Annotated in this window: 20 protein-coding genes, 8 tRNA genes and 1 riboswitch; of the genes, 12 read left to right on the forward strand and 16 right to left on the reverse strand. The window is 63.9% G+C overall.

Features of this window, described 5'->3' with window-relative positions; genetic code table 11:
• Positions 1–75: 75 nt before the first annotated feature.
• The gene (locus tag JOF47_RS09960) at positions 76–708 is read left to right on the forward strand and encodes a TIGR03085 family metal-binding protein (RefSeq protein WP_209997427.1); all 633 of its coding nucleotides are present in this window, start codon (positions 76–78) and stop codon (positions 706–708) included.
• On the opposite strand, the gene JOF47_RS09965 is transcribed toward JOF47_RS09960, so the two are convergent.
• On the reverse strand, positions 705–2,717 hold the full coding sequence (locus tag JOF47_RS09965) for an amidase (protein ID WP_209997428.1): 2,013 nt from the start codon (positions 2,715–2,717) through the stop codon (positions 705–707). The two genes, JOF47_RS09960 and JOF47_RS09965, sit on opposite strands and share 4 nt — an antisense overlap.
• Before the next feature lie 204 nt (positions 2,718–2,921).
• On the opposite strand from JOF47_RS09965, the gene JOF47_RS09970 reads away from it, so the two are divergent.
• Complete coding sequence (locus JOF47_RS09970; RefSeq protein WP_209997429.1) at positions 2,922–3,491, forward strand: TetR/AcrR family transcriptional regulator; 570 nt, start codon at positions 2,922–2,924, stop codon at positions 3,489–3,491.
• 96 nt (positions 3,492–3,587) lie between these two features.
• Here JOF47_RS09970 and JOF47_RS09975 read toward each other — a convergent pair whose 3' ends face one another.
• The 14 genes from JOF47_RS09975 to JOF47_RS10040 all read right to left on the reverse strand — a co-directional run bounded on the left by JOF47_RS09975 (position 3,588) and on the right by JOF47_RS10040 (position 15,823).
• Positions 3,588–4,358, reverse strand: a complete 771-nt coding sequence (locus tag JOF47_RS09975; protein WP_209997430.1) for a GNAT family N-acetyltransferase — start codon at positions 4,356–4,358, stop codon at positions 3,588–3,590.
• On the reverse strand, positions 4,333–5,103 hold the full coding sequence (gene hisF, locus JOF47_RS09980; protein WP_209997431.1) for an imidazole glycerol phosphate synthase subunit HisF: 771 nt from the start codon (positions 5,101–5,103) through the stop codon (positions 4,333–4,335). The genes JOF47_RS09975 and hisF overlap by 26 nt, the downstream gene beginning before the upstream one ends.
• A gap of 65 nt (positions 5,104–5,168) precedes the next feature.
• Entirely contained in the window at positions 5,169–6,017 is an 849-nt protein-coding gene (hisG, locus tag JOF47_RS09985; protein ID WP_209997432.1) for an ATP phosphoribosyltransferase, read from the reverse strand.
• Positions 6,018–6,131: 114 nt separating this feature from the next.
• Positions 6,132–6,395 carry a phosphoribosyl-ATP diphosphatase gene (locus JOF47_RS09990; RefSeq protein WP_209997433.1) on the reverse strand — a complete coding sequence of 88 codons (264 nt, stop codon included), beginning with the start codon at positions 6,393–6,395 and terminating at the stop codon, positions 6,132–6,134.
• Positions 6,396–6,598: 203 nt separating this feature from the next.
• Positions 6,599–7,081, reverse strand: a complete 483-nt coding sequence (gene ribH, locus JOF47_RS09995; RefSeq protein ID WP_209997434.1) for a 6,7-dimethyl-8-ribityllumazine synthase — start codon at positions 7,079–7,081, stop codon at positions 6,599–6,601.
• The gene (gene ribB, locus JOF47_RS10000; RefSeq protein ID WP_209997435.1) at positions 7,078–8,361 is read right to left on the reverse strand and encodes a 3,4-dihydroxy-2-butanone-4-phosphate synthase; all 1,284 of its coding nucleotides are present in this window, start codon (positions 8,359–8,361) and stop codon (positions 7,078–7,080) included. Before ribB ends, ribH begins: the two co-directional genes overlap by 4 nt.
• Complete coding sequence (locus JOF47_RS10005) at positions 8,358–8,990, reverse strand: riboflavin synthase (protein ID WP_209997436.1); 633 nt, start codon at positions 8,988–8,990, stop codon at positions 8,358–8,360. Before JOF47_RS10005 ends, ribB begins: the two co-directional genes overlap by 4 nt.
• 9 nt (positions 8,991–8,999) lie before the next feature.
• Positions 9,000–10,064, reverse strand: a complete 1,065-nt coding sequence (gene ribD / locus JOF47_RS10010) for a bifunctional diaminohydroxyphosphoribosylaminopyrimidine deaminase/5-amino-6-(5-phosphoribosylamino)uracil reductase RibD (RefSeq protein ID WP_209997437.1) — start codon at positions 10,062–10,064, stop codon at positions 9,000–9,002.
• Positions 10,064–10,765 carry a nicotinamide riboside transporter PnuC gene (gene pnuC, locus JOF47_RS10015; RefSeq protein ID WP_209997438.1) on the reverse strand — a complete coding sequence of 234 codons (702 nt, stop codon included), beginning with the start codon at positions 10,763–10,765 and terminating at the stop codon, positions 10,064–10,066. The genes ribD and pnuC overlap by 1 nt, the downstream gene beginning before the upstream one ends.
• Positions 10,766–10,916: 151 nt before the next feature.
• A riboswitch (FMN riboswitch) is annotated at positions 10,917–11,063 on the reverse strand.
• 21 nt (positions 11,064–11,084) lie between these two features.
• On the reverse strand, positions 11,085–11,756 hold the full coding sequence (gene rpe, locus JOF47_RS10020) for a ribulose-phosphate 3-epimerase (protein ID WP_209997439.1): 672 nt from the start codon (positions 11,754–11,756) through the stop codon (positions 11,085–11,087).
• 46 nt (positions 11,757–11,802) lie between these two features.
• Complete coding sequence (locus tag JOF47_RS10025) at positions 11,803–13,356, reverse strand: RsmB/NOP family class I SAM-dependent RNA methyltransferase (protein ID WP_209997440.1); 1,554 nt, start codon at positions 13,354–13,356, stop codon at positions 11,803–11,805.
• Positions 13,353–14,291 carry a methionyl-tRNA formyltransferase gene (gene fmt, locus JOF47_RS10030; RefSeq protein WP_209997441.1) on the reverse strand — a complete coding sequence of 313 codons (939 nt, stop codon included), beginning with the start codon at positions 14,289–14,291 and terminating at the stop codon, positions 13,353–13,355. The genes JOF47_RS10025 and fmt overlap by 4 nt, the downstream gene beginning before the upstream one ends.
• The gene (gene def, locus JOF47_RS10035; protein WP_209997442.1) at positions 14,288–14,863 is read right to left on the reverse strand and encodes a peptide deformylase; all 576 of its coding nucleotides are present in this window, start codon (positions 14,861–14,863) and stop codon (positions 14,288–14,290) included. The genes fmt and def overlap by 4 nt, the downstream gene beginning before the upstream one ends.
• Positions 14,864–14,959: 96 nt before the next feature.
• Positions 14,960–15,823 (reverse strand): cytochrome, encoded by an 864-nt coding sequence (locus JOF47_RS10040; RefSeq protein WP_209997443.1) that lies wholly within the window; start codon positions 15,821–15,823, stop codon positions 14,960–14,962.
• 208 nt (positions 15,824–16,031) lie between these two features.
• Here JOF47_RS10040 and JOF47_RS10045 point away from each other — a divergent pair.
• From JOF47_RS10045 to JOF47_RS10090, 10 genes are all read left to right on the forward strand, one after another.
• Positions 16,032–16,104, forward strand: a tRNA-Gly gene (locus tag JOF47_RS10045).
• A 65-nt stretch (positions 16,105–16,169) separates the two neighbouring features.
• Positions 16,170–16,240, forward strand: a tRNA-Cys gene (locus JOF47_RS10050).
• Positions 16,241–16,263: 23 nt separating this feature from the next.
• A tRNA-Val gene (locus JOF47_RS10055) sits at positions 16,264–16,335 on the forward strand.
• A 34-nt stretch (positions 16,336–16,369) separates the two neighbouring features.
• Positions 16,370–16,445: transfer RNA gene (locus JOF47_RS10060), tRNA-Gly, on the forward strand.
• Between the two features lie 75 nt (positions 16,446–16,520).
• Positions 16,521–16,592 (forward strand) — tRNA-Val (locus JOF47_RS10065).
• 34 nt (positions 16,593–16,626) lie between these two features.
• A tRNA-Gly gene (locus tag JOF47_RS10070) sits at positions 16,627–16,702 on the forward strand.
• 146 nt (positions 16,703–16,848) lie between these two features.
• Positions 16,849–16,920: transfer RNA gene (locus JOF47_RS10075), tRNA-Val, on the forward strand.
• Between the two features lie 32 nt (positions 16,921–16,952).
• Positions 16,953–17,025, forward strand: a tRNA-Gly gene (locus tag JOF47_RS10080).
• 278 nt (positions 17,026–17,303) lie between these two features.
• Entirely contained in the window at positions 17,304–17,546 is a 243-nt protein-coding gene (locus JOF47_RS10085) for an antitoxin (protein ID WP_209997444.1), read from the forward strand.
• 105 nt (positions 17,547–17,651) lie between these two features.
• Positions 17,652–18,848 (forward strand): benzoate/H(+) symporter BenE family transporter, encoded by a 1,197-nt coding sequence (locus JOF47_RS10090; RefSeq protein ID WP_209997445.1) that lies wholly within the window; start codon positions 17,652–17,654, stop codon positions 18,846–18,848.
• Positions 18,849–18,941: 93 nt separating this feature from the next.
• Here the strand turns inward: JOF47_RS10090 and zapE are convergent, their stop codons facing one another.
• Complete coding sequence (gene zapE, locus JOF47_RS10095; RefSeq protein ID WP_209997446.1) at positions 18,942–19,979, reverse strand: cell division protein ZapE; 1,038 nt, start codon at positions 19,977–19,979, stop codon at positions 18,942–18,944.
• Positions 19,980–20,146: the final 167 nt, after the last annotated feature.

Genomic DNA, 20,146 nt, shown 5'->3' on the forward strand with positions numbered 1-20,146 from the left:
GATTCACCACACCCTGTGTGTCGCATGGTGCTTCATACGGCCACAAGCGGCCCCGAACGTGTTAGTTTCGTAGTGATGCATTTTGTCCCAGCCTCCCGTGAAGTATTAGCCGAAGTCCTACTGGCAGCAGGGCCGACGGCCCCGACATTGTGTGCCGGTTGGCAGACCCGCCACCTTGCCGCGCACCTGGTGTTGCGCGAACACTCGATGCTCTCAGCAGGCATTGTCCTGAAGCCGCTGGCCTCCGTGATGGAGCGCGAGCTCCAGTCCAGGGCCGACAAGGCCCGCGACACCGCCGCCTATGCGGAGCTTGTCCACGAATTCGTTGCCGGCGCACCCAAATACTCGCCGTTTGCCCTGCCGGCTTTTGACCGTTCGGCAAACCTGAGCGAGTACTTCATCCACACCGAGGATGTCCGCCGCGCCACCGACCGCTGGGCACCGCGCGTGCTTGACGAGCAGTATGCCGAGCTCCTGTGGAAGGACCTGGTCCGCCGTGCCGGCCTGTATTACCGGGGCACCGACGTGGGCATCATCCTGGTGCGTCCCGATGGCCGGCGCCATGTAGCCCGCAAGGCCAAGACTTCGGTGGCGATCATGGGCCGCCCCGAGGAATTGCTGCTTCATGCCTCGGGACGGCGCGAAGAGGCGCTCGTGACATTCGAGGGCGCCAACGAGGCACTCGAACTACTCAACTCCCAGTACTAGATTTCGGCGAAGGCCCCGGCCGCCTGGCCCGTTGGCGCCACCACGCTGACAACCACCAGGGCGTCGCTGGCCACGGGATTCGAGCCAACGGCCCTGGGCTCGACACCGGCGCCCAGCACGTGCGTGGCACTCCAACCGTTTCCGTCCCTGGCGGCAAGGACATCTTCGCCGTTCACGGTGAGACGGATCGATGCGCTTTCCGGTGCCACCACGGTTCCCGAGATGCGCAACAACCTTGCGCCCTCGTGCTGGGTCCCGTGCTCGAACTCCGCTCCAACAGTGATCTCCAGCGGTTCCGGGTCCCCCGAGCTGAATGCGCGCCCCGAGCCGCAGACACCGTCGCCCGGCAGCGGCGGCGCCAGTACCGGGGCCTGGCGCAGCGAACCCGCCGCTTCGAAGGCGTAGGCACACGCCAACAGCTCGTTGTCGGCATAGGCGGGGCCGGCAATGGTCAGTCCCACCGGCATCTTGGTGTCATGCATGTTTCCCATGGCCACGGTGACGCTCGGAATCCCGAAGTGGCGCAACGCGTAATTTCCGTTGGAGAAGAACACCCCGTTTGTCCAGGCTTGGTCCGCGGATTCCGTGTTGATATCCGAGTCCTGGGCCGCAACGTCGGCATTGGCCGGGAAGACGATTGCATCCAGCCCGCGCTCCTCCAGCCAGTCCTCGAAGAGTTCCTTGCGCAGCGCTTCGAGCGACCGGAGCCCTTGGGCGAAGCCCGGCAGGGAGTGGACCGGCGGCAACCCGCCGGCCGCCATGTTCACCACGTCGCGGTAGCGGTTCTCGTAGTCTTCGACTTCCTCGTAGCGGTCGGGCAGTGATCCTTCGGGCGCCGGGAAGATCCGGGTGTGGTCGACGTCGGCCAGGCGGTTCAGCGCGGGGTCGTTGTTGGCTCGCAAGAAGGTGTCCCAGCCATGAGCGAGGATTTCGTTGAATTCGATGTCCATCCACCCCTCGGGCAGGATGCCGAGCGCCGCGAGTTGTTCGCCTCCCGGGGTGTTGCCCTCGTATTTTTCGATCATGGGCAGGTCGACCTCGACGACGGTCGCACCGAGAGCCTCGAGCCTGGTGCGCGCGGCATCCCAGAGTTCCAGGATCGAGCCGCGCACCGCGAGGGGGAAGCCGGCGTCCTTGCCGAGGTACATGCGCGGGACCCCCAAGCGCTTGCCATTCAGGGCCTCGGGGTCTGTCAGTTCCGCATAGTTCCCGGGGCGAACCGTTGAGGCCGCGGGCAACGCAACCGCTTTCTGGTCGCGCCAGAAATCACCTGTGGTGTTTTCATCGTCGACCACAATCACGTCCAGCAGGCGGAACATGTCCTTCATGCTTCGGGTGTGAGGCACCACCACGTCCCTGGTCGGGAACAGCGGCCAGTTGCCGCGGATCGAGATAACGCCGCGCGAGGGGGTGTAGGCGCAGAGGCCGTTGTTTGAGGCCGGGCTTCGCCCCGAAGACACGGTCTCCTCCCCCATGCCGAACACGCCCATGCTGGCCGCGGTGGCAACCGCCGAGCCGTTTGACGAGCCGGAGGCATAGGCTGCCGCCAGGTAGTTGGTGTTGTAGGGGCTTTCGGCCCGGCCGTAGACGCCGCGTTGCATGCCGCCGTCGGCCATGGGCGGCATGTTGGTCTTGCCCACCAGCACTCCCCCGGCCTCGCGGATCCGCGCCACGGTGAAGGCGTCGTCCTGGGCCACCAGGTCCTTGAAGGCTGGCGAACCTGCGGCGACGGTGAGCCCGGCGACCATGTAGCTGTCCTTGACGGTGAAAGGCACCCCTTCAAGGGAGCCGGCCTGGCCGGCGCGGCGGCGGCGATCCGATTCGGCGGCCTCGGCAAAGGCGTTGGGATTCAGCACGGCCATGGCGTTGAGGCGCACCGAGGACCTGTCGAAGCGTCCCACCCGTGCCAAGTGGGCGGCAACCAGCTCGACGGCGGTGATGGTGCCCTCATCGAGCGCCTGCAAGACGTCGTCGATGGAAGCTTCATAGATGCTGAACGGCAGGCCCATTGGTGGATTCCCCTCACGGATCTTGTTCCTGCACCGCCGGGCTTCGAACGCTTGGGGCGCGAAAGTCTCGATCGTGAGGAGCAAACAGAAATTGACTGGATATTCAGTTAACGATAACGTGTGACCCACGGTACACGGAAGTCCGCAAGGTCGCCAAACGGAAAATCCCTTGCATTCACAGCAATTGAAAGGCTTGGTTCCGGCATGGCCAACGACACCCGCCAGCGAATTCTTGAGGCGTGCAGCATCTGCATCGCCCGTGACGGAGTCCGTGGCATGCGCGTGCAAGACGTCTGCAAGCAAGCCGGCATCTCCACCGGACTTGTCTATTACCACTTCACCGACAGGGACGGTTTGCTGGCCGCGACGCTGGAGTACGTCAACACGGACTCGGTCGCACAGCGCGAGGAACCGGTGGCAGGTGGTATCGAGCCCTACGGATTGTTGCGCGAGTTGCTGCTGGGCGAAATCCAGGACGACGAGTCGGTCCGTGCGAAATCAATTGTGTGGAACGAAATCAGGGCCATCTCGGTCTTTGAGCAGCCACTGGCCGAGCATCTGGCCGCTTCCACTGCGGCGTGGCAGTCGCACGTCGCCGAACTGGTCAGCGAGCACACCGGAGCGCAGGTCGAGCAATGCCAGGGAACCGCATTGTTACTGACGTCCCTGGTTGAAGGTCTTTCCAGCCGCTGGCTGTCCAACCAGTTGAATACGGATGCGGCACGCGTGGCATTGGAACGCGGATTGGAAGCGATTCTTCCGGTCAACGACTGATCGGAGGACGGACCCCGGAACAACGAATTCGAGCTGCGGACGAAGGACACGTCACGGCGCCGCCTGGGATCGTCACCGACTAGCAGTTATGACTTGTCAGATGCAAGACGCGATGCGGTAGTGATAGCGGGAGACGGTTTCGAAACCCAGCGATTCGTAGAGCCTGCGGGCAATCTCGTTCGACTCGACGACCTGCAGCCAGAGCCCTTCGAGATCCCGATTCGCGGCTTCGGTGAGCAACGCCTGAACCACGGCACGGCCGTGCCCGCGGGAGCGCGAACCCGTCTTTGTTGCCACGCCGTAGATTCCACCCAGGTTCCCGACCAAGGCAAGCCGGGCGATTGCTTCGACCCGGCCTTCGAGTACCAGGGATGCATAAACGGATGGAGTTTCGGCCAGTATGAGCCGGCTCAGCGCCCGGGCCTCCGGTGCATGCGGTCCTTCGACGTCCCATAGGGTTTCGAGCCAGGATTCGCTCGGTTCATCGGCCAATTCGATGCGATGATCATTGTCCCCGCCGCCGGCATTGCCGCCTTCAACGAGCGCAAGGTATTGGACGAGCGTCGGCGAATCCAGCAGATAGCCGCGTTCGGCAAGCCGCCGGTCCAAGTCCACGGGCATCGAGTCGTGACTGACTTGGAAGACGGCAGGCAGCCCGTGATCCGCATAGCGGTGTTCGACCGCTGCGAGGGCTGCTGCAAAGTCCGCAGGCTCCCCCAAGGGCAGCACCGAGTTCGCCCGCTTGGTGACTCCGCCGGAAAAACGGCAGAGCCAGCCGTCTACTGCTTCTTCCTCAAGTGCCCGCCAACCCCTGGACATGGTTTCGTCCAGGGATGCAGGTTTAGCGGACCGGGAATCCTGCTTCACGAATGGCGTCCTTGACCTGCTTGATCATGTCATTCGGGCCAAAGTGGAAGATGGAGGCGGCCAGAACCGCGTCGGCGCCGGCTGCGATTGCCGGCGGGAAGTGTTCCGGTCCGCCTGCACCACCCGAGGCGATCAACGGAACGGTGACCTCGGCGCGAACGGCGCGGATCATTTCAAGGTCGAAGCCGTCCTTGGTGCCGTCGGCATCGATCGAGTTCAGCAGGATCTCGCCCACGCCGCGCTCGGCGGCTTCCTTGGCCCAGGCCACGGCGCAGCGGCCGGTGCCGGTGCGTCCGCCGTGGGTGGTGACCTCGAAGCCCGAGGCAACGTTTGGATCGTTGGTGCGGCGGGCGTCGAGCGAAAGCACCAGTACCTGGGATCCAAAGCGACGGGTGATTTCGTTGATAACCTCGGGGCGGTCAACCGCGGCGGTGTTGATCGAGGCCTTGTCGGCACCTGCGCGCAGCAGGCGGTCGACGTCTTCGACGGCACGCACGCCGCCGCCAACGGTGAGGGGAATGAAGATTTCCTCCGCCGTCTTGGCGACGACGTCGTAGGTGGTTTCGCGGTTTCCCGAGGAAGCCGTCACGTCGAGGAACGTGATTTCGTCAGCACCGGCGGCGTTGTAGCGCTTGGCCAGTTCCACGGGGTCGCCGGCATCGCGCAGCCCCTCAAAGTTCACTCCCTTGACGACTCTGCCGTTATCCACGTCGAGGCACGGGATCACACGGATCGCAACGCTCATAAAGGATCAACTCCTAGAAAAGTTATGAAGGTGGTGTTCTTTGAGGGATGGCGCAAACGACGGAATCAGATGCGGCAGGCGTGGATCTGGCTGACTAGGATCGCACGCGCGCCCAGATCGTAGAGCTCATCCATGATGTTGTTCGTCTGGTTCTTCTTGACCATGGCACGCACGGCGACCCAGTCCGAATCCTGCAACGGAGAAACCGTCGGGGACTCCAGTCCGGGGGTCAGGCGGCAGGCTTCGTCGGCCTGGTCGCGGCGCACGTCGTAGTCGAGCATGACATAGCGGCGGGCAACCAGCACACCGGTCAGGCGGCGCTTGAGCACGTCGAGGCCGGCCGGGTTGCGGCCGGTGCGGCCGATCAGCACGGCCTCGGACTTCAGGATCGGATCCCCGAAGATTTCCATGCCTGCGGCCTTGAGCGTATTGCCGGTTTCCACGACGTCGGCGATGGCATCTGCCACGCCAAGGCGCACCGAGGATTCCACGGCACCGTCGAGGCGGACCACCGAGGCGTCGATGCCGCTGTCGGCCAAGTAGCTGCGCAACAGGGTGTCGTAGCTCGTGGCAATGCGCTTGCCCGAAAGTTCATCCTGCGAGGTGAAGGTGCCCGCGGGTCCGGCGAAGCGGAAGGTGGAGGCGCCGATGCCCAGCGGCAGGACCTCGTCCACGTGGTCGTTGACATCGGCGTCCAGGTACAGGTCGCGTCCGGTGATTCCGACGTCAAGGATTCCGCCGCCGACGTACACGGCAATGTCGCGGGGGCGGAGGTAGAAGAACTCGACGTCGTTTTCCGGGTCAACCATGACAAGTTCGCGGTTGTCGCGGCGCTGGACGTAGCCAGCCTCCAGCAACATGGTTGAAGCGATTTCTGAGAGGGCTCCCTTATTGGGAAGTGCTACACGCAACATGAGGTGTTTCTCGTTTCTGACTTTTGGATTTTTACGGCATCAGGACAACAAATTTTTGCTTGTTGGCCACCGCGGCTCGGGGGGTGATACAAATACCAGCCCCGAAAGCGGCGGCTAGAGATGCTTGTAAACGTCCTGCAGAGTCAGGCCCTTGGCCAGCATCATCACCTGAAGGTGGTAGAGCAGCTGGGAGATTTCTTCGGCGGCCGCTTCGTTGCTTTCGTATTCGGCAGCCATCCACACTTCGGCGGCTTCCTCCACGACCTTCTTTCCGATGCCATGGACGCCCGAGTCCAGTTCGGCGATGGTACGCGAACCTTCGGGGCGGGCCTTGGCTTTCTCGGAAAGCTCGGCGAAGAGGGTGTCAAAAGTTTTCACATAAACAGCCTAGCCCTGCGTGTCCGGCGCACTCACAACCACCGGCCCAATGTGACGAAGGACTCGCGCTCGGGACCGAACATGACGCGAGGATGACTTTGCGGGTGTTGGTGGGGCCGCCGGAGTGTTGCGTGTGGCCCGCCGTTCATCCTCCCGGAACCGATGCCCCGGAAAGGCAAACCGCGGGCCACGCAACGTGGGTGTCAGCGGCGGGTCAGTGCCACTGCGGTCTGCAGTCCGGCGCTCATGGCCTCATAGCCCTTGTCCTCAACGGAGCCTTCCAACCCTGCACGGGCAATTGCCTGCTCTTCGTTGTCGCAGGTCAATACGCCGAAGCCAACCGGGACACCGGTTCGCACCGAAACGTCGGTGAGCCCCAGCGTTGCACCCTGGCACACGTAGTCGAAGTGCGGGGTTCCGCCGCGGATGACTACGCCCAAGGCAATCACCGCGTCGTAGTCCGGCGCCAACCGCGCGGCAGCCACGGGAAGCTCGAAGGTCCCGGGGACCCGAACGATGTCCGGCGTTTGGATTCCGGCGTCGATGGCGGCACGCTTGGCGCCGTCGATGAGCCCGTCCATGATCTGGGTGTGCCAGCTGGCCGCCACGATGACCGCTCGCATGCCGGCCTTGCCGGCTGCCGCTAGTTCTTCTGCGCCGATGGTTGGTGCGCCGTGTCCGCTCATGATTCAACTCCTGGGTTGGTGGTTACTGTGGTCGGAAGCTGCAACGAGTGGTGCAGCAATTCCTGCTTGGTACGTAGGTATTCAAGGTTTTCCGGTCGTGCCGCAACACGGGTGGGAACCCGTTCGGTCACGTCGATTCCGGCTTCCTTCAACCACTGCTCTTTGAGCGGGTTGTTGGTGACAAGCCTGACGCTGCGGATATCCATTGCGTCAAGGATCGCCGCGGCGGCATCGTAGTTGCGTGCGTCCACCGGCAGCCCCAATTGTTCGTTGGCCGCCACGGTGTTCGCTCCCCCGTCCTGCAGGGCATAGGCACGGATCTTGTTGGCAAGTCCGATGCCTCGTCCTTCGTGTCCGCGAAGGTAGATCAGCACCCCGCCGAATTCGTTGATGGCCTGCAGGCCGGCAGACAGTTGCTCGCCGCAGTCACAACGGTAGGAACCGAAAACGTCGCCCGTGAGGCATTCGGAGTGCACCCGCACCAGCGGCTCGAACGGCATCGTGCCGTCCGGCCCCTGCGCGCTCAGGGACAAGTGTTCGACGCCCGTGGACCGCTCGAGCCAGGCCCGCACCATGAATTCCCCGTGCGGGGTGGGGACCTTGACCTCGGGTCCCGATTGCACGGCCGAGGCCTTGGTGCCGATCACCGGCTCGGCATCGCAGCTTGCGCGCCACGCTGCCAGGTCCTCGATGCTGACCAGCGGGATGTTCCACAGGTCGGCAAATTCACGCAGCGCGGGCAACCGCATCATGGAGCCGTCGTCGTGGACCAGTTCGGCGATGACGCCCACCGGTTCCAACCCGGCAGCCACGCACAGGTCGACGCTGGCCTCGGTGTGGCCGCGGCGCACCAAGACGCCGCCGTCCACCGCGCGCAGCGGGAAAATGTGCCCCGGACGGGTAATGAGGTCAGCCCCGGAGGCCGGATCGGCCAGGATGCGCGAGGTCAGGGCCCTGTCGGCCGCGCTGATGCCGGTGCTCACGCCGTGGGCGGCATCGCAGGACACCGTGTAGGCGGTGCCCTTGGCGTCCTGGTTGTTTTGCACCATGGGAGGCAGGCCAAGCGCGTCGGCCCGGTCGCCGGTCATCGGGGTGCAGACCACGCCCGAGGAATGCCGGATGGTCCAACCCATGAGTTCGGGCGTGGCGAATTCCGCGGCGAAAATAATGTCGCCTTCGTTTTCGCGGTCCGCATCGTCCACGACCACCACTGCCTTGCCGGCGGCCATGGCGCTGATCGCCGAAGCTATGGAATCAAGGCGGATTGTTTCGGTGCTCATGGTGTTGCCCCTTCGGCTGGGTTAAAGGAGGCAAGGCGTTCGGCGTACTTGGCCATCACGTCCACCTCGAGGTTCACGCTGTCGCCCGGTTCCCGCTGACCCAACGTGGTTTCGCGCAGCGTGGTGGGAATGATTCCCACTTCGAACCATTGGTCCTTTTCGTTGGCGTCTGCCACTTCAGTGACGGTCAGGGAAATCCCGTCGATGGCGATCGAGCCCTTCTTGGCCACATACCTGGCAAGCGGGTATGGAATGGCAAACCGGAACCGGTCCCAGGCACCCAGGGTTTCGTGCTCCAGCAGCGTGCCCACGCCGTCCACGTGCCCCTGCACCACGTGCCCGTCAAGGCGCCCACCCGCCTGCACGCAACGTTCGAGGTTTATTGCCTCGCCCGCCTTGAGCCCGCCAATCGTGGTGTGCCGGAGGGTTTCGCCCATGACGTCGAGTGCGAGCGAGTCGCCTTCGATGCTGGTTGCGGTGAGGCACACGCCGTTGATGGCGATCGATCCGCCCAGGCCGAGGTTTTCGGTCTGGTTCGGTGCGCTGATGTGCAGCACCACGGAGTCGGACTCGGGTTCGGCGTTCACCGCTTCGACGCGGCCCATGCCGCTGATGATTCCTGTAAACATTTGTTGTCCTTACGATGCGGTGCTGCGCCCGGGCAGCCGGACCGGAATTGGTTCTAGGTGGGTGAGGGTGTCGGTGCCGAGGATTTGCACCGATTCACCGTCGATGGGATCAAGGCGGAAGGCACGGGCGTCGCCCAGCGTGCCGACCCCGAGGTCCCCGATGCTTTGTCGACCGGCGCCCAAGAAAATGGGCGCCTGGTAGAGGTAGATCTCGTCGACCAGGTCTTCGGCCAGGAACGCCGTGATGATCGAGGATCCTCCCTCAATGAGCACGTGGGAGATCCCCGCTTCGTGCAGCCGCCCCAGCACCATCCGCGGGTCGTGGGAACGGATCTGTTCCCAGTTCGCATCGGCGGCGAGGGCTGCCCCCGCCGGGATCTCGCGCTCCCCCATCACAATGCGGCGGGGTTGGCGGTCGAAGGGCCGGCCGTGTTCGTCTCGCGCATTGAGCCGCGGGTCATCGGCAAGCACCGTGCCGGTGCCGACCACGATGGCGTCCACCCGCGAGCGGATCTGGTGCGCATGGCGCAGGGAATCCGGCGAGGTGATCCACTGACTGGTTCCATCCGCGGCGGCAATCCGCCCGTCGAGCGTCTGGGCCAGGTGCAGCGTCGTGAATGGACGTTTCCCGGCACGGGCAAGGAACCAGCGGTGGTTCAGGTCAAGGGCATCGGTTTCCAGCAGGCCCTGTTCGACGTTCACCCCGGCGGCGCGCAGCCGCGCGGCACCGCCGGCAGCCTCCGAACCCTCGTCCTTTGCCGCATATACGACCTTGCCGATGCCGGCATCGATGATCGCTTGGGCGCAGGGTCCGGTCCGTCCCACGTGGTTGCACGGCTCGAGGGTCACCAGCATGGTGGCCTCGCGGGCCGCGTCGGCCGGGATGGGGCCGAGCCGGGTGAGGGCGTCGGCTTCCGCATGGGGCGTTCCCGCACCACGGTGGTATCCGGTGGCGAGGATGCTTCCCGACGAATCAATGATGACAGCGCCCACCAGCGGGTTGGCCCCGCGGACTCCGCGTTTGGCCAGTTCCAGGGCAACCCGCATTCCGGCGATCCGGCGGTCCGCTTGCATCAGTTGCCCACCTTGACCGTGGGATCGGGCATTTTCGCCTCAATGGTTGGCTTGGAGCTGTTTTGGGCCTTCCACCAAACAAAGAAGCCAATGAGGGTGAAGCACCCATAAAACAGGTACATGAAGGCGCTTGCGTAGTATCCGGCGCTGAAAAGCAGGGGCACCCCGACCACGTCGACCAGTACCCAGATGAGCCAGAACTCGACAAGCCCCCTGGCCATGCCGTAGGTGGCGAGCAGCGACCCCACGAAGGTCCAGGCGTCGGCCCACACCGGATCGTAGGAGCCCAGTGCCCCGAAGATCGGTGTGAGTGCGACGGTGCCAATGACAAGGATCGCGGCCATGCCGAGTCGTTCCGTTTTCGTGGCCCAGCGCGGGGTGACTGCGCTGCCCCCGGAATTTTGGCTGGACTTCCAGCGACGCCAACCGTAAATGGAAACGGCAATGAACATGATTTGTCGCCCGGCTTGGCCGAGCAGGTTGGCGGTTCCGTCGTTGCCGAAGATGCTGCCGAGGAAGACGGTCAGCAACAGGGCGTTGCCGATGATGCCGACCGGCCAGGCCCAGACCTTGCGGCGGATGCCGCCCAGGGCGGAAGCCAAGCCAAAGATGTTGCCCACGACTTCGCGTACCAGCAGTGCGCTGCTACCAATCGTGATGTAAGAGTTGAAAGCTTCAATGAGCCACCGCAGAAAATCCATCGTCCTCCTGTCAAGCCGCGGCGGCTCCGGGGGTTTCGATACGACGGTTCACTGCCATCCTGAACGGGGCTGCCTGAACTTGAGGATCGGAAGTCCGTAGACTTCCGCCGTCTTTTCTTGGCACCACCCGTGAGGGTTTAGGTGTTGCGTGTACGTGCTTCTCCCATCCAGACTTTAACTGTCGGTACTGGAATTTCACCAGTTCAGCCGTGCCTCCGAAATTCCGTCAGGAACGTCTTTGGCGCGGGTCGCGGACTATAACCGCCGGTTCGGACTTACACCGACCCCGGAGCACGTTGTGTAGTTGTAGCTCTTAGTATTACACGGATACAGGCGTTTGGGCCGCGAGGTTTCGTAATGTGTCGACGGCCACGGCAGGGTCCTCCGTGCCGTAGACCGACGACCCCGCGACAAACACGTCCGCTCCGGCCTCGGCCGCACGCAGAATGGTTTCGCGGGTCACCCCGCCGTCGACCTGCAGGGCAATGGGCAAGCCGGTTCCGTCGATGGCCCTGCGGGTACGCCGGATCTTCGGCAGGACCAGGTCAAGGAAGGCCTGTCCCCCGAAGCCGGGTTCCACCGTCATCAGCAGCACCATGTCCAGTTCCGGAAGCATGTCCAGGTACGGTTCGATGGGCGTCGCGGGACGCAAGGCCATCGAGGCGCGCGCACCGGCGGCCCGCAAGTCCCTGGCCAACTTCACCGGGGCAGCGGAGGCCTCCGCGTGGAAGGTCACCGAAGCCGCGCCGGCTTGTGCGTAGCCCGGGCCCCACCGGTCAACGTCGTTGATCATCAGGTGCACGTCCAACGGCAGATCGCTGACCTCGTTGAGCCGCTGGACCACGGGAAGCCCGATGGTCAGGTTCGGCACAAAATGGTTGTCCATGACATCCACGTGCACCGCATCAGCGGTGTGGATCCGGTGCAACTCACGCTCGAGGTTCGTGAAGTCGGCCGAGAGGATGGACGGGTTGATCTGGCAAGTGCGCATTGAAGCTCCTGGTGAAAGGGGGGCCCGGGACACGGGCTGCGTCTGGCTAGGCGGTACGGGTCAACAATGCCATGAACATGGCGTCGGTGCGGTGGATGTGCGGCCACAGCTGGATGGTGCTGCCGTCACCGACCTTGCGGGACGCCGATGCCATGCCCGGAAGGGCCGCGGCCTCGAGTGCGGCACCCGTGTCGAGCAACTTCACGTTCGAGTGGCGGGAAAGCACGTCGTCGACCACGGCGACGGTTTCGGCCGGGTGTGGCGAGCACGTCACGTAGGCGACAACGCCGCCGACGCGCACCGCGCTGAGCGCCGCGTCAAGCAACTCGCCCTGCAGGATCGTCAGTTCGGCAACGTCCTTCGGGCTCTTGCGCCAGCGCGATTCCGGGCGGCGGCGCAGCGCGCCAAGGCCCGAGCACGGGGCGTCGACCATGACCCGGTCGTAGCCGCCGGCGTACTCGGCCTCACCGTATTCGCGGCCGTCGCGCACCGAGATCATCCAGGTGTCCGGATCCACGGCAACCAGGGCCTTGCTGACAAGTTCGGCGCGGTGTTCGGCGGGCTCGTTGGCGGTCAGGCGGGCACCGTGTTCCGATGCCAAGGCCGCAAGCAGCGCCGCCTTGCCGCCGGGGCCGGCGCACAGGTCCAGCCAGTAGGCGTCCTCGCCGGCATCCGGCAACGGCACCTGGGCCAGGGCCCGGGCCACCAGCTGGGAGCCCGCATCCTGAACCCGGGTGCTGCCTTCGCGCACCGAGGAAAGCCGGGCGATGTCCCCGCCCTGGTAGTAGGCCGAATCGGCAACAAGCGTGCCGACCTCGGCGCCGTTGTCGAGCGCCTCCTCCAGCGAGCCGATGCCCGGAAGGGCCACCAGGTTCACGACGGGGGCGAGATTGTCGGCGGCAAGCAGGTCATTGATTTCGCTGGCGTCGCGGCCATGGGCAACAAGTGCCTGGCGCAGGGCGCGAACGATCCATTCGGGGTGCGAATGGACAAGTGCCGCGGCCGCGCTTTCATCGGTGACGCCTTCAACAAGCTCGGCGCTCCAGGTGTCCAGGTCCTTCAGCGAGACCTTGCGCAGCACGGCGTTGATCAGGCCCGAGGCACCGGCGCCAATGACCATGCGGGCCAGCGAGACGGTTTCGTCGAGGGCCGCGTGGTTGGGAACGCGCATGGCCAGCAGCTGGTGGGCGCCCAGGCGCAGCGCGTCAAGCACCGCCGGGTCCAGCTGGTCCAGCGGGCGGTCGACGCAGCGGGACAGGATCGCGTCGTACAGTCCCTGTCCGCGCAGGGCGCCGTAGGTCAGTTCGGTGGCGAACCCCGCGTCGCGGCGATCGAGGCGGTGGTCGCGGATGCGGGTCGGTAGCACCAGGTTTGCGTAGGCGTCGTGTTCGGCAACGGCACGCAACACCTCGAAGGCAGTCAGGCGCGCCGGATCGGCGCGGCGTCCGCGGGCCGAGGGTGCCGAGGCGCTGAACTGGCGCTGCCCGCTGCCTCCGCGGTTGCGGGTGCGTCCGGCATCGTCTCGACGAACCTGGCCTCCGCCGCGGTTGGTCTCGTTGCGTCGCGGACGGTCGGAACGTCCCTGTCCGAATTCGCTCATGCGAATTTCACCTCATCCACGGTTCCGGAAGCGAGAATCCCTCGCGCCCAATCTGCTGCGTTCATCATTTTCTTGCCCGGTGGTTGCACCAGGCCAAGTTCTACTGCGTGCGACCCCGTGCCCACCAGGACCCGCGGCTTCTTGCCCGGTTCGATGCGGACCTCGCCGGGGACCAGGTCGGTGACTTCGGTGTGCGGCACCAGGGTTCCGAGCTTGAAGCGCTGGCCGTCCAGCTCGGTCCAGGCGCCCGGGTCCGGGGTGGTTCCGTTGATGCGCCGGCGAATGACCAGGGCCGGAAGCGACCAGTCGACCTTGCCGTCGACCAGGGTGAGCTTGTGCGCATATGAGGTTTCACTCTGCTGCTCGACGCCCACGAGCTTGCCCGCGTCAAGGCCGGCAAGGGTCTGGGACAGCAGCACCGCGCCGGAGACCGCCAGCCGGCCCAGCAGCTCCCCCGAGGTGTCGGCGGGGTCGATGGTTTCGGTGAGCGTTCCGAAGATCGGCCCGGTGTCCAGGCCCTTCTCGAGTTGGAACGTGACGGCGCCGGTGATGTCGTCGCCGGCCATGATCGAGTGCTGGACCGGGGCCGCCCCGCGCCATGCGGGCAGCAACGAGAAGTGCAGGTTGATCCAGCCAAGGCGCGGAATCGTCAGCGCCTTTTCGGGGACCAGTCCGCCGTAGGCGACGATCGCGGCGATGTCCAGGTCCAGGGCGGCAAGGCGCTTCTGGGTCTGCTCGTCGATGCGGTTGGCGTGGATGATTTCCAGGCCCAGTTCCGCGGCGCGCGCGGCCACGGGCGACGGGGTCAGCACGCGCTTGCGTCCCACCGGGGCGTCTTCGCGGGTCAGCACGGCCACCACATCGAATCCGTCGGCAACCAGCCGGTTCAGCGATTCGACCGCCACCTGCGGGGTTCCGGCAAAGAGGACCCTCATGCCTGGCCGCCGAAGCTGGCGCCAGCGCCGAAACTCGAACCGAGGGCCGCCGAACGCTGGTTGACGGTGGTTGCGGCCACGCTGTTGTAGTTGGTGTTGCGCAGCTTGCGGAAGGCTTCCTTCTTCAGGTCGCCGATGAGCCTGTCGATGTACAAGATGCCATCGAGGTGGTCGGTCTCGTGCTGCAGGCAGCGGGCCAGGAAGCCCTCGCCCTCGATGACGACGGGGTTGTTGTCCACGTCGACACCGGTGGCACGGGTCCAACGGCGGCGGGTCACCGGGTACCCGAGGCCCGGAATCGACAGGCAGCCCTCGGAGATGTCGTCCTGGTCGTCATCACTGAGCTCGAGGACCGGATTGATGATGTGTCCGCGCTGGCCGGCGATTTGGTAGGTGAAAACCCTCAGCGATACGCCGACCTGGGGGGCTGCAAGGCCCGCGCCTTCGACGTTTTCCATGGTTTCGTCCATGTCCGCGACAAGCTTGCGCAATACGGGGCCGAATTCTGTGACCTCGTCCGCCCGCGTGCGCAGGATTGGATCGCCAACGATGCGAATACCTAAGACGGTCATGGGGATCCGTCTCCCTTCCGCCGGCTGAGTCCCGGCAATGTGCTGTGGATGTAGGGACGCGCCACACTCAGTTTGTGGCCGCGCCTTCGATCAAGTCTACCGAGCGGACTCGTTCGCCGGTGATGCGGGAGGGCCCACCACGTGCAGGGCCGAACCGGCATCGCGCACCCGTTGGCTCGCTCCCCACACCTGTCGAAGCGACCAAAACTTCGACCAATAGGCGGGAAGCACCTCGGGATTGGCCATGACGGTTTGCACCTCCGTCTCGCCGATCGCCACTCCCAAGAGCATGGGGTCTTGTGAGTATTTCCACGCTTCCCAGGTGCCTGCCGTGGCATCGACAACCATTTCCTCCGCCTTGGCGCCGGCCGCAAGCTGCATGATCACCTTGGGATCCAACGGTTTCACCCGGCCTTCCCTGTCGGTTCCGCGGGTCTTGTAGTCGATCAGGCAAAGGCGTCCGCCGATGGTTGCGACAAGGTCAAGGGTTCCCGCGTACCCGATGGTGCTGTTCCAGACGGTGACTTCAGCGGCCAGGGGCTGCACCTGGTATTGCTCCCACCACTCATCGAACCGTCCGGCGAATGCTTCCTCGCCGTTTTCGGCCAGGGCCTCGCGCGCCTGGGCCGCTTGGTGCGACCGGCCCAGTGCACGCAACGCGATTTGTTCGCAGTATTGGTGGACGCGGTCCCCGCGGGCGGCAGCCGCGTCGCGGTACTGTGCGGCGGCGGAGGACGCCTGCCGGGCCAACGCCTTGAGCTTGGCGCTGTTTCCCACGGCATCGCCGAGCCGTTCGTCCTGGATCACGGCGGTTGCGGCCATATGGCCGATCCACCCGTCCATGTCCATCTTTTCCTGGGCAATGACCGTGGTGATGGATGGAACCTCGGGAAGTTCGCCGATTTTCCGGGCGTACATGCGTCCGAAATCGGTCTGTTGTGCCAGCGCTGGAGAAGTCATAAAAAGATTTTTTCATGCTTTTACGACGTTTCGCCGTTTTTGGGCCCGTTGCCGAGAGTTGCAAACCCCGAGATCACGCGGAATATTTGCGGTTTCAACCGCAAGCAATCCCCGATTTGGAACTTTGGGTAAACGTCGTATAGAGTTTTTACTCGTTGGAACGCAGCCAAACGGAACGGAAACGAACCGGGCGGAATGCGATTCACACGTGGACATAGCTCAGCTGGTAGAGCGCGACCTTGCCAAGGTCGAGGTCGCGAGTTCGAACCTCGTTGTCCACTCGCATAAAAATCACCGGATCGGTTTACCGATCCAGCCGACTGGTAGTTTACTATTCGTTGGTTATGGTGGGGTGGCCGAGAGGCGAGGCACCGGCCTGCAAAGCCGTTTACGCGGGTTCGAATCCCGTCCCCACCTCGTAGGAATTTTGCAAGAAGTATGGGCGATTGGCGCAGCGGTAGCGCGCTTCCCTGACACGGAAGAGGTCACTGGTTCGAACCCAGTATCGCCCACGAACAGTCAACACTTTGTGTGTGGATTATTCACGTGGACATAGCTCAGCTGGTAGAGCGCGACCTTGCCAAGGTCGAGGTCGCGAGTTCGAACCTCGTTGTCCACTCCAAGAAATATGGGCCTCAATTCTTTTGAAGAGGGGTCCTTATTCTTTGGCTTTCCAAAGAAGCCAGGCATTAACTTTGGGCGATTGGCGCAGCGGTAGCGCGCTTCCCTGACACGGAAGAGGTCACTGGTTCGAACCCAGTATCGCCCACGAACAGTCAACACTTTGTGTGTGGATTATTCACGTGGACATAGCTCAGCTGGTAGAGCGCGACCTTGCCAAGGTCGAGGTCGCGAGTTCGAACCTCGTTGTCCACTCCAAGAAATATGGGCCTCAATTCTTTTGAAGAGGGGTCCTTATTCTTTGGCTTTCCAAAGAAGCCAGGCAGTACTTGGATTCACCACCTTTGGTTTCCATCAATTTGATCGAACAGGAATTCACTGTAGAGTTCAGGTGCAGCAACTTTGGGCGATTGGCGCAGCGGTAGCGCGCTTCCCTGACACGGAAGAGGTCACTGGTTCGAACCCAGTATCGCCCACGAAGATCTATACTATTTGTGTAGATGTTCATGTGGACATAGCTCAGCTGGTAGAGCGCAACCTTGCCAAGGTTGAGGTCGCGAGTTCGAACCTCGTTGTCCACTCGGATTAGAAGCCGCTCGATTCCTCGGAATCGGGCGGCTTCTTTCGTTAATGCACGGCTCCAACTCCCCCGCCCGGATTCTATTGCAGGTCAGCCCAATGATTCACGGGTACGGCCCATCCCAGTGAATATGGCTTCCACTTTGTGAGGCGCCACTTACGGTTCCATGCCACATGTCACAAATCTTGGCGTGGGTCGTGTTGATTTATTGCCGGATACACATAGGATGAATCTCAGTCGGGGGCGCACCTAGCCCCCAAAATTGAGAGGAGGTGCCTTTTGTCTATTTTTGACGGGCTGAAGGGCAAGGCCGGGGAATTGAAGGAAAAGGCCACCGGACTGATTCACCACAACTCTGAGAAGATCAGCGGTGGCATTGACCAGGCCGGCAACTATGTCGACGAAAAGACCGGCGGCAAGTACGCCGTGCACATCGACAAGGCCCAGGATAGCGCCAAGGGTCTCCTCAACAAGGTCGACGGTGACGATCAGGCTCCGACCGACCAGGCTCCGACCGCCTAGTCACCTCCAATCCCTGTAAGACTTGTGCCCTAGGCACGACAAACGGGTGCCGGTACTGCCGAGAGGCAGAACCGGCACTTGTTGTTTTGTGAAGAAAGTTACGTCTTGACACATACCGTTCAGCAAAGCCCCGCAAGGCGTTCGAGCTCGATGCAACCGATCATGGCGGGGCTGGTCACGGCCCTTGTCGGATACACCTCATCTTTTGCCGTAGTCCTGACCGGGCTCAAGGCCGTGGGCGCCACCGACGCCCAGGCAGCCTCCGGCCTTTTTGCGCTCACCATCACGTTCGCCATCTGTGCGATCGGCCTGGCATGGTTCACGAAACGGCCCATCACCACCGCCTGGTCGACCCCGGGCGCCGCCCTGCTGGCCGGGGCCGCGGGACTCAACCTGGGGTGGAACGAGGCGGTTGGCGCATTCATCATGACCGGTGTGCTGATTGCGGCAACCGGAGCCATCCCGTGGCTGGGAAGGCTGCTGGCCTCCATACCCGTCCCCCTGGCCCAGGCGATGCTTGCCGGCGTGCTGCTCAAGCTCTGCCTCGCCCCTTTTGTGGCGCTTTCGAACATCCCGCTCTACGTGGCCCCGGTGATCCTGGTGTGGCTGGTCTTCCTGCGCTTCAGCCCCAGGTGGGCCGTTCCGGCCGCGATGGCCACCGCGCTGGCCATCGCGGGGATCACCATGGGGCAGGCCACCGGATCCGGGGCCATGGGCGAACTGATGCCAAGCCTGGTGTTCACCGCCCCGGTGTTCAGCATCGAGGCATTCACCGGAATCACGTTGCCGCTCTTTGTCGTGACCATGGCTTCACAGAACGTCCCCGGCGTGGCGGTGCTGGCGAGCTTCAACTACGAAACGCCGTGGCGGGCATCGATGCTCAGTACCGGCGTCGGGACCTCGATCGCGGGGCTGTTTGGCGGCCATGCAATCAACCTCGCGGCCATCTCCGCGGCACTTGCCGCCGGTGAAGAAGCGGGCGAAGACCGCTCAAGGCGCTGGATCGCCGCCGTTTCCTCGGGCGGCTTCTACATCCTGCTGGGCTTGGCGTCGGCGGCCATCACGGCGTTGGCATCCGCCAGCCCCGCCGGCCTGCTGGAAGCAGCGGCCGGACTGGCGCTCCTTGGAACCCTGGGCACGGCCGCATCCTCGGCGCTGGAGGACCCGTCGAGCCGCATGAGTTCATTGGTCGCATTCCTGATTGCAGGGTCCGGACTCAGCTTCGGCGGGATCGGAGGCGCCTTCTGGGCCCTGCTGGCCGGCCTGGCCCTGCGTTTCCTCATCGAGCGAAAGCGCGGCTGACCGCACGGCACGTTCCTGACGCGAAAAGGCCGCGTTGCCCCTGCATCGAGTGCAGGGGCAACGCGGCCTTGGCCGTTTCCGGGGTGGTTGCCCTTAGAGGGCTGGTTCCCCGGCCTGGCCTTCGCGGGCCAGCGCCGTCAGGCGGGAGACGGCGCGGAAGTACTTCTTCTGGTAGCCGCCGGCCATCATTTCCGGGGTGAAGAGCTCGCTGAACGGCTTGCCCGAGGCAACGATCGGCACGTCCTTGTCGTAGAGGCGGTCGGCCAGCACCACAAAGCGCAGGGCAACCGACTGCTCGGTGATCGTTTCGACGTTATGCAGCACCAGCACGTCGGTGTCGCCGATCAATGCGCGGTAGCGGCTGGGGTGGACCTTGGAAAGATGCTCCGCCAATTCGGAGAATTCGTCGATCGCGAACGCCTTGTCACCGTAGCGTTCCTTGGCGAACACCTCGATGGTCGAATCCTCCAGCGGATCCGGCGCATCCGGCAGTCCGCGGTGGCGGAAGTCCACGCCGTCGACACGGTGCACGTCGAACTGTTCCGCCAGCACCTTGATTTCGCGCTGGAAGTCCACGGCCGCAAAACGGCCCTCGCCCAAGGCGCCGGGAAGCGTGTTGGAGGTCGCCGCGATCTTCACGCCGGCGTCGGAAAGCTCGCGCATGAGGCGGGACATCAGCACGGTGTCCCCCGGGTCGTCCAGCTCGAACTCATCGATGCAGACCAGCGAGTAGGTGCTGAGCACCTCGACCGTCTGGCGGAAGGACAGCGCGCCGACCAGGTTGGTGTATTCGACGAAGGTGCCGAAGGCCTTGCGGCCCGGGGCCAAGTGCCACAGCGAGGCGAGCAGGTGGGTCTTGCCGACGCCGAATCCTCCGTCGAGGTAAATGCCGGACTTGTGGGTCTTCTTCTTGCCGAAGAGCTTGCCCAAGAAGCCGCCCTTGGCGGCACCGATGTGGCTGGCGAAGTGCTTGAGCTTGGTGACGGCCTCGGCCTGCGACGGCGCCGACGGATCCGGGCGGTACGTCTCGAATGACACCTCGCCGAAACGGTAGGACGGGTGGAAGCCGGCAAGCAGCTCTTCAATCGAGACCGTTGGGGTCCGTTGGGAAAGATGCGCAATCGTGGCCATACGGCGGAACGGTCCTTAGCGTCGAGGTGTGGTGGTGATCGGCGCGCGGAACACGCCCCCGCTATTTTACCGCCAAGTGAATCGGCAACCACCAAATGAGACCCATCACACGCCGATGCCGCGCCGCCCCCGTTTCCCCGGACGCTGGAAGCGAAATATGGCGCAAG

Source organism: Paeniglutamicibacter kerguelensis, from assembly GCF_017876535.1.
GTDB lineage: Bacteria > Actinomycetota > Actinomycetes > Actinomycetales > Micrococcaceae > Paeniglutamicibacter > Paeniglutamicibacter kerguelensis.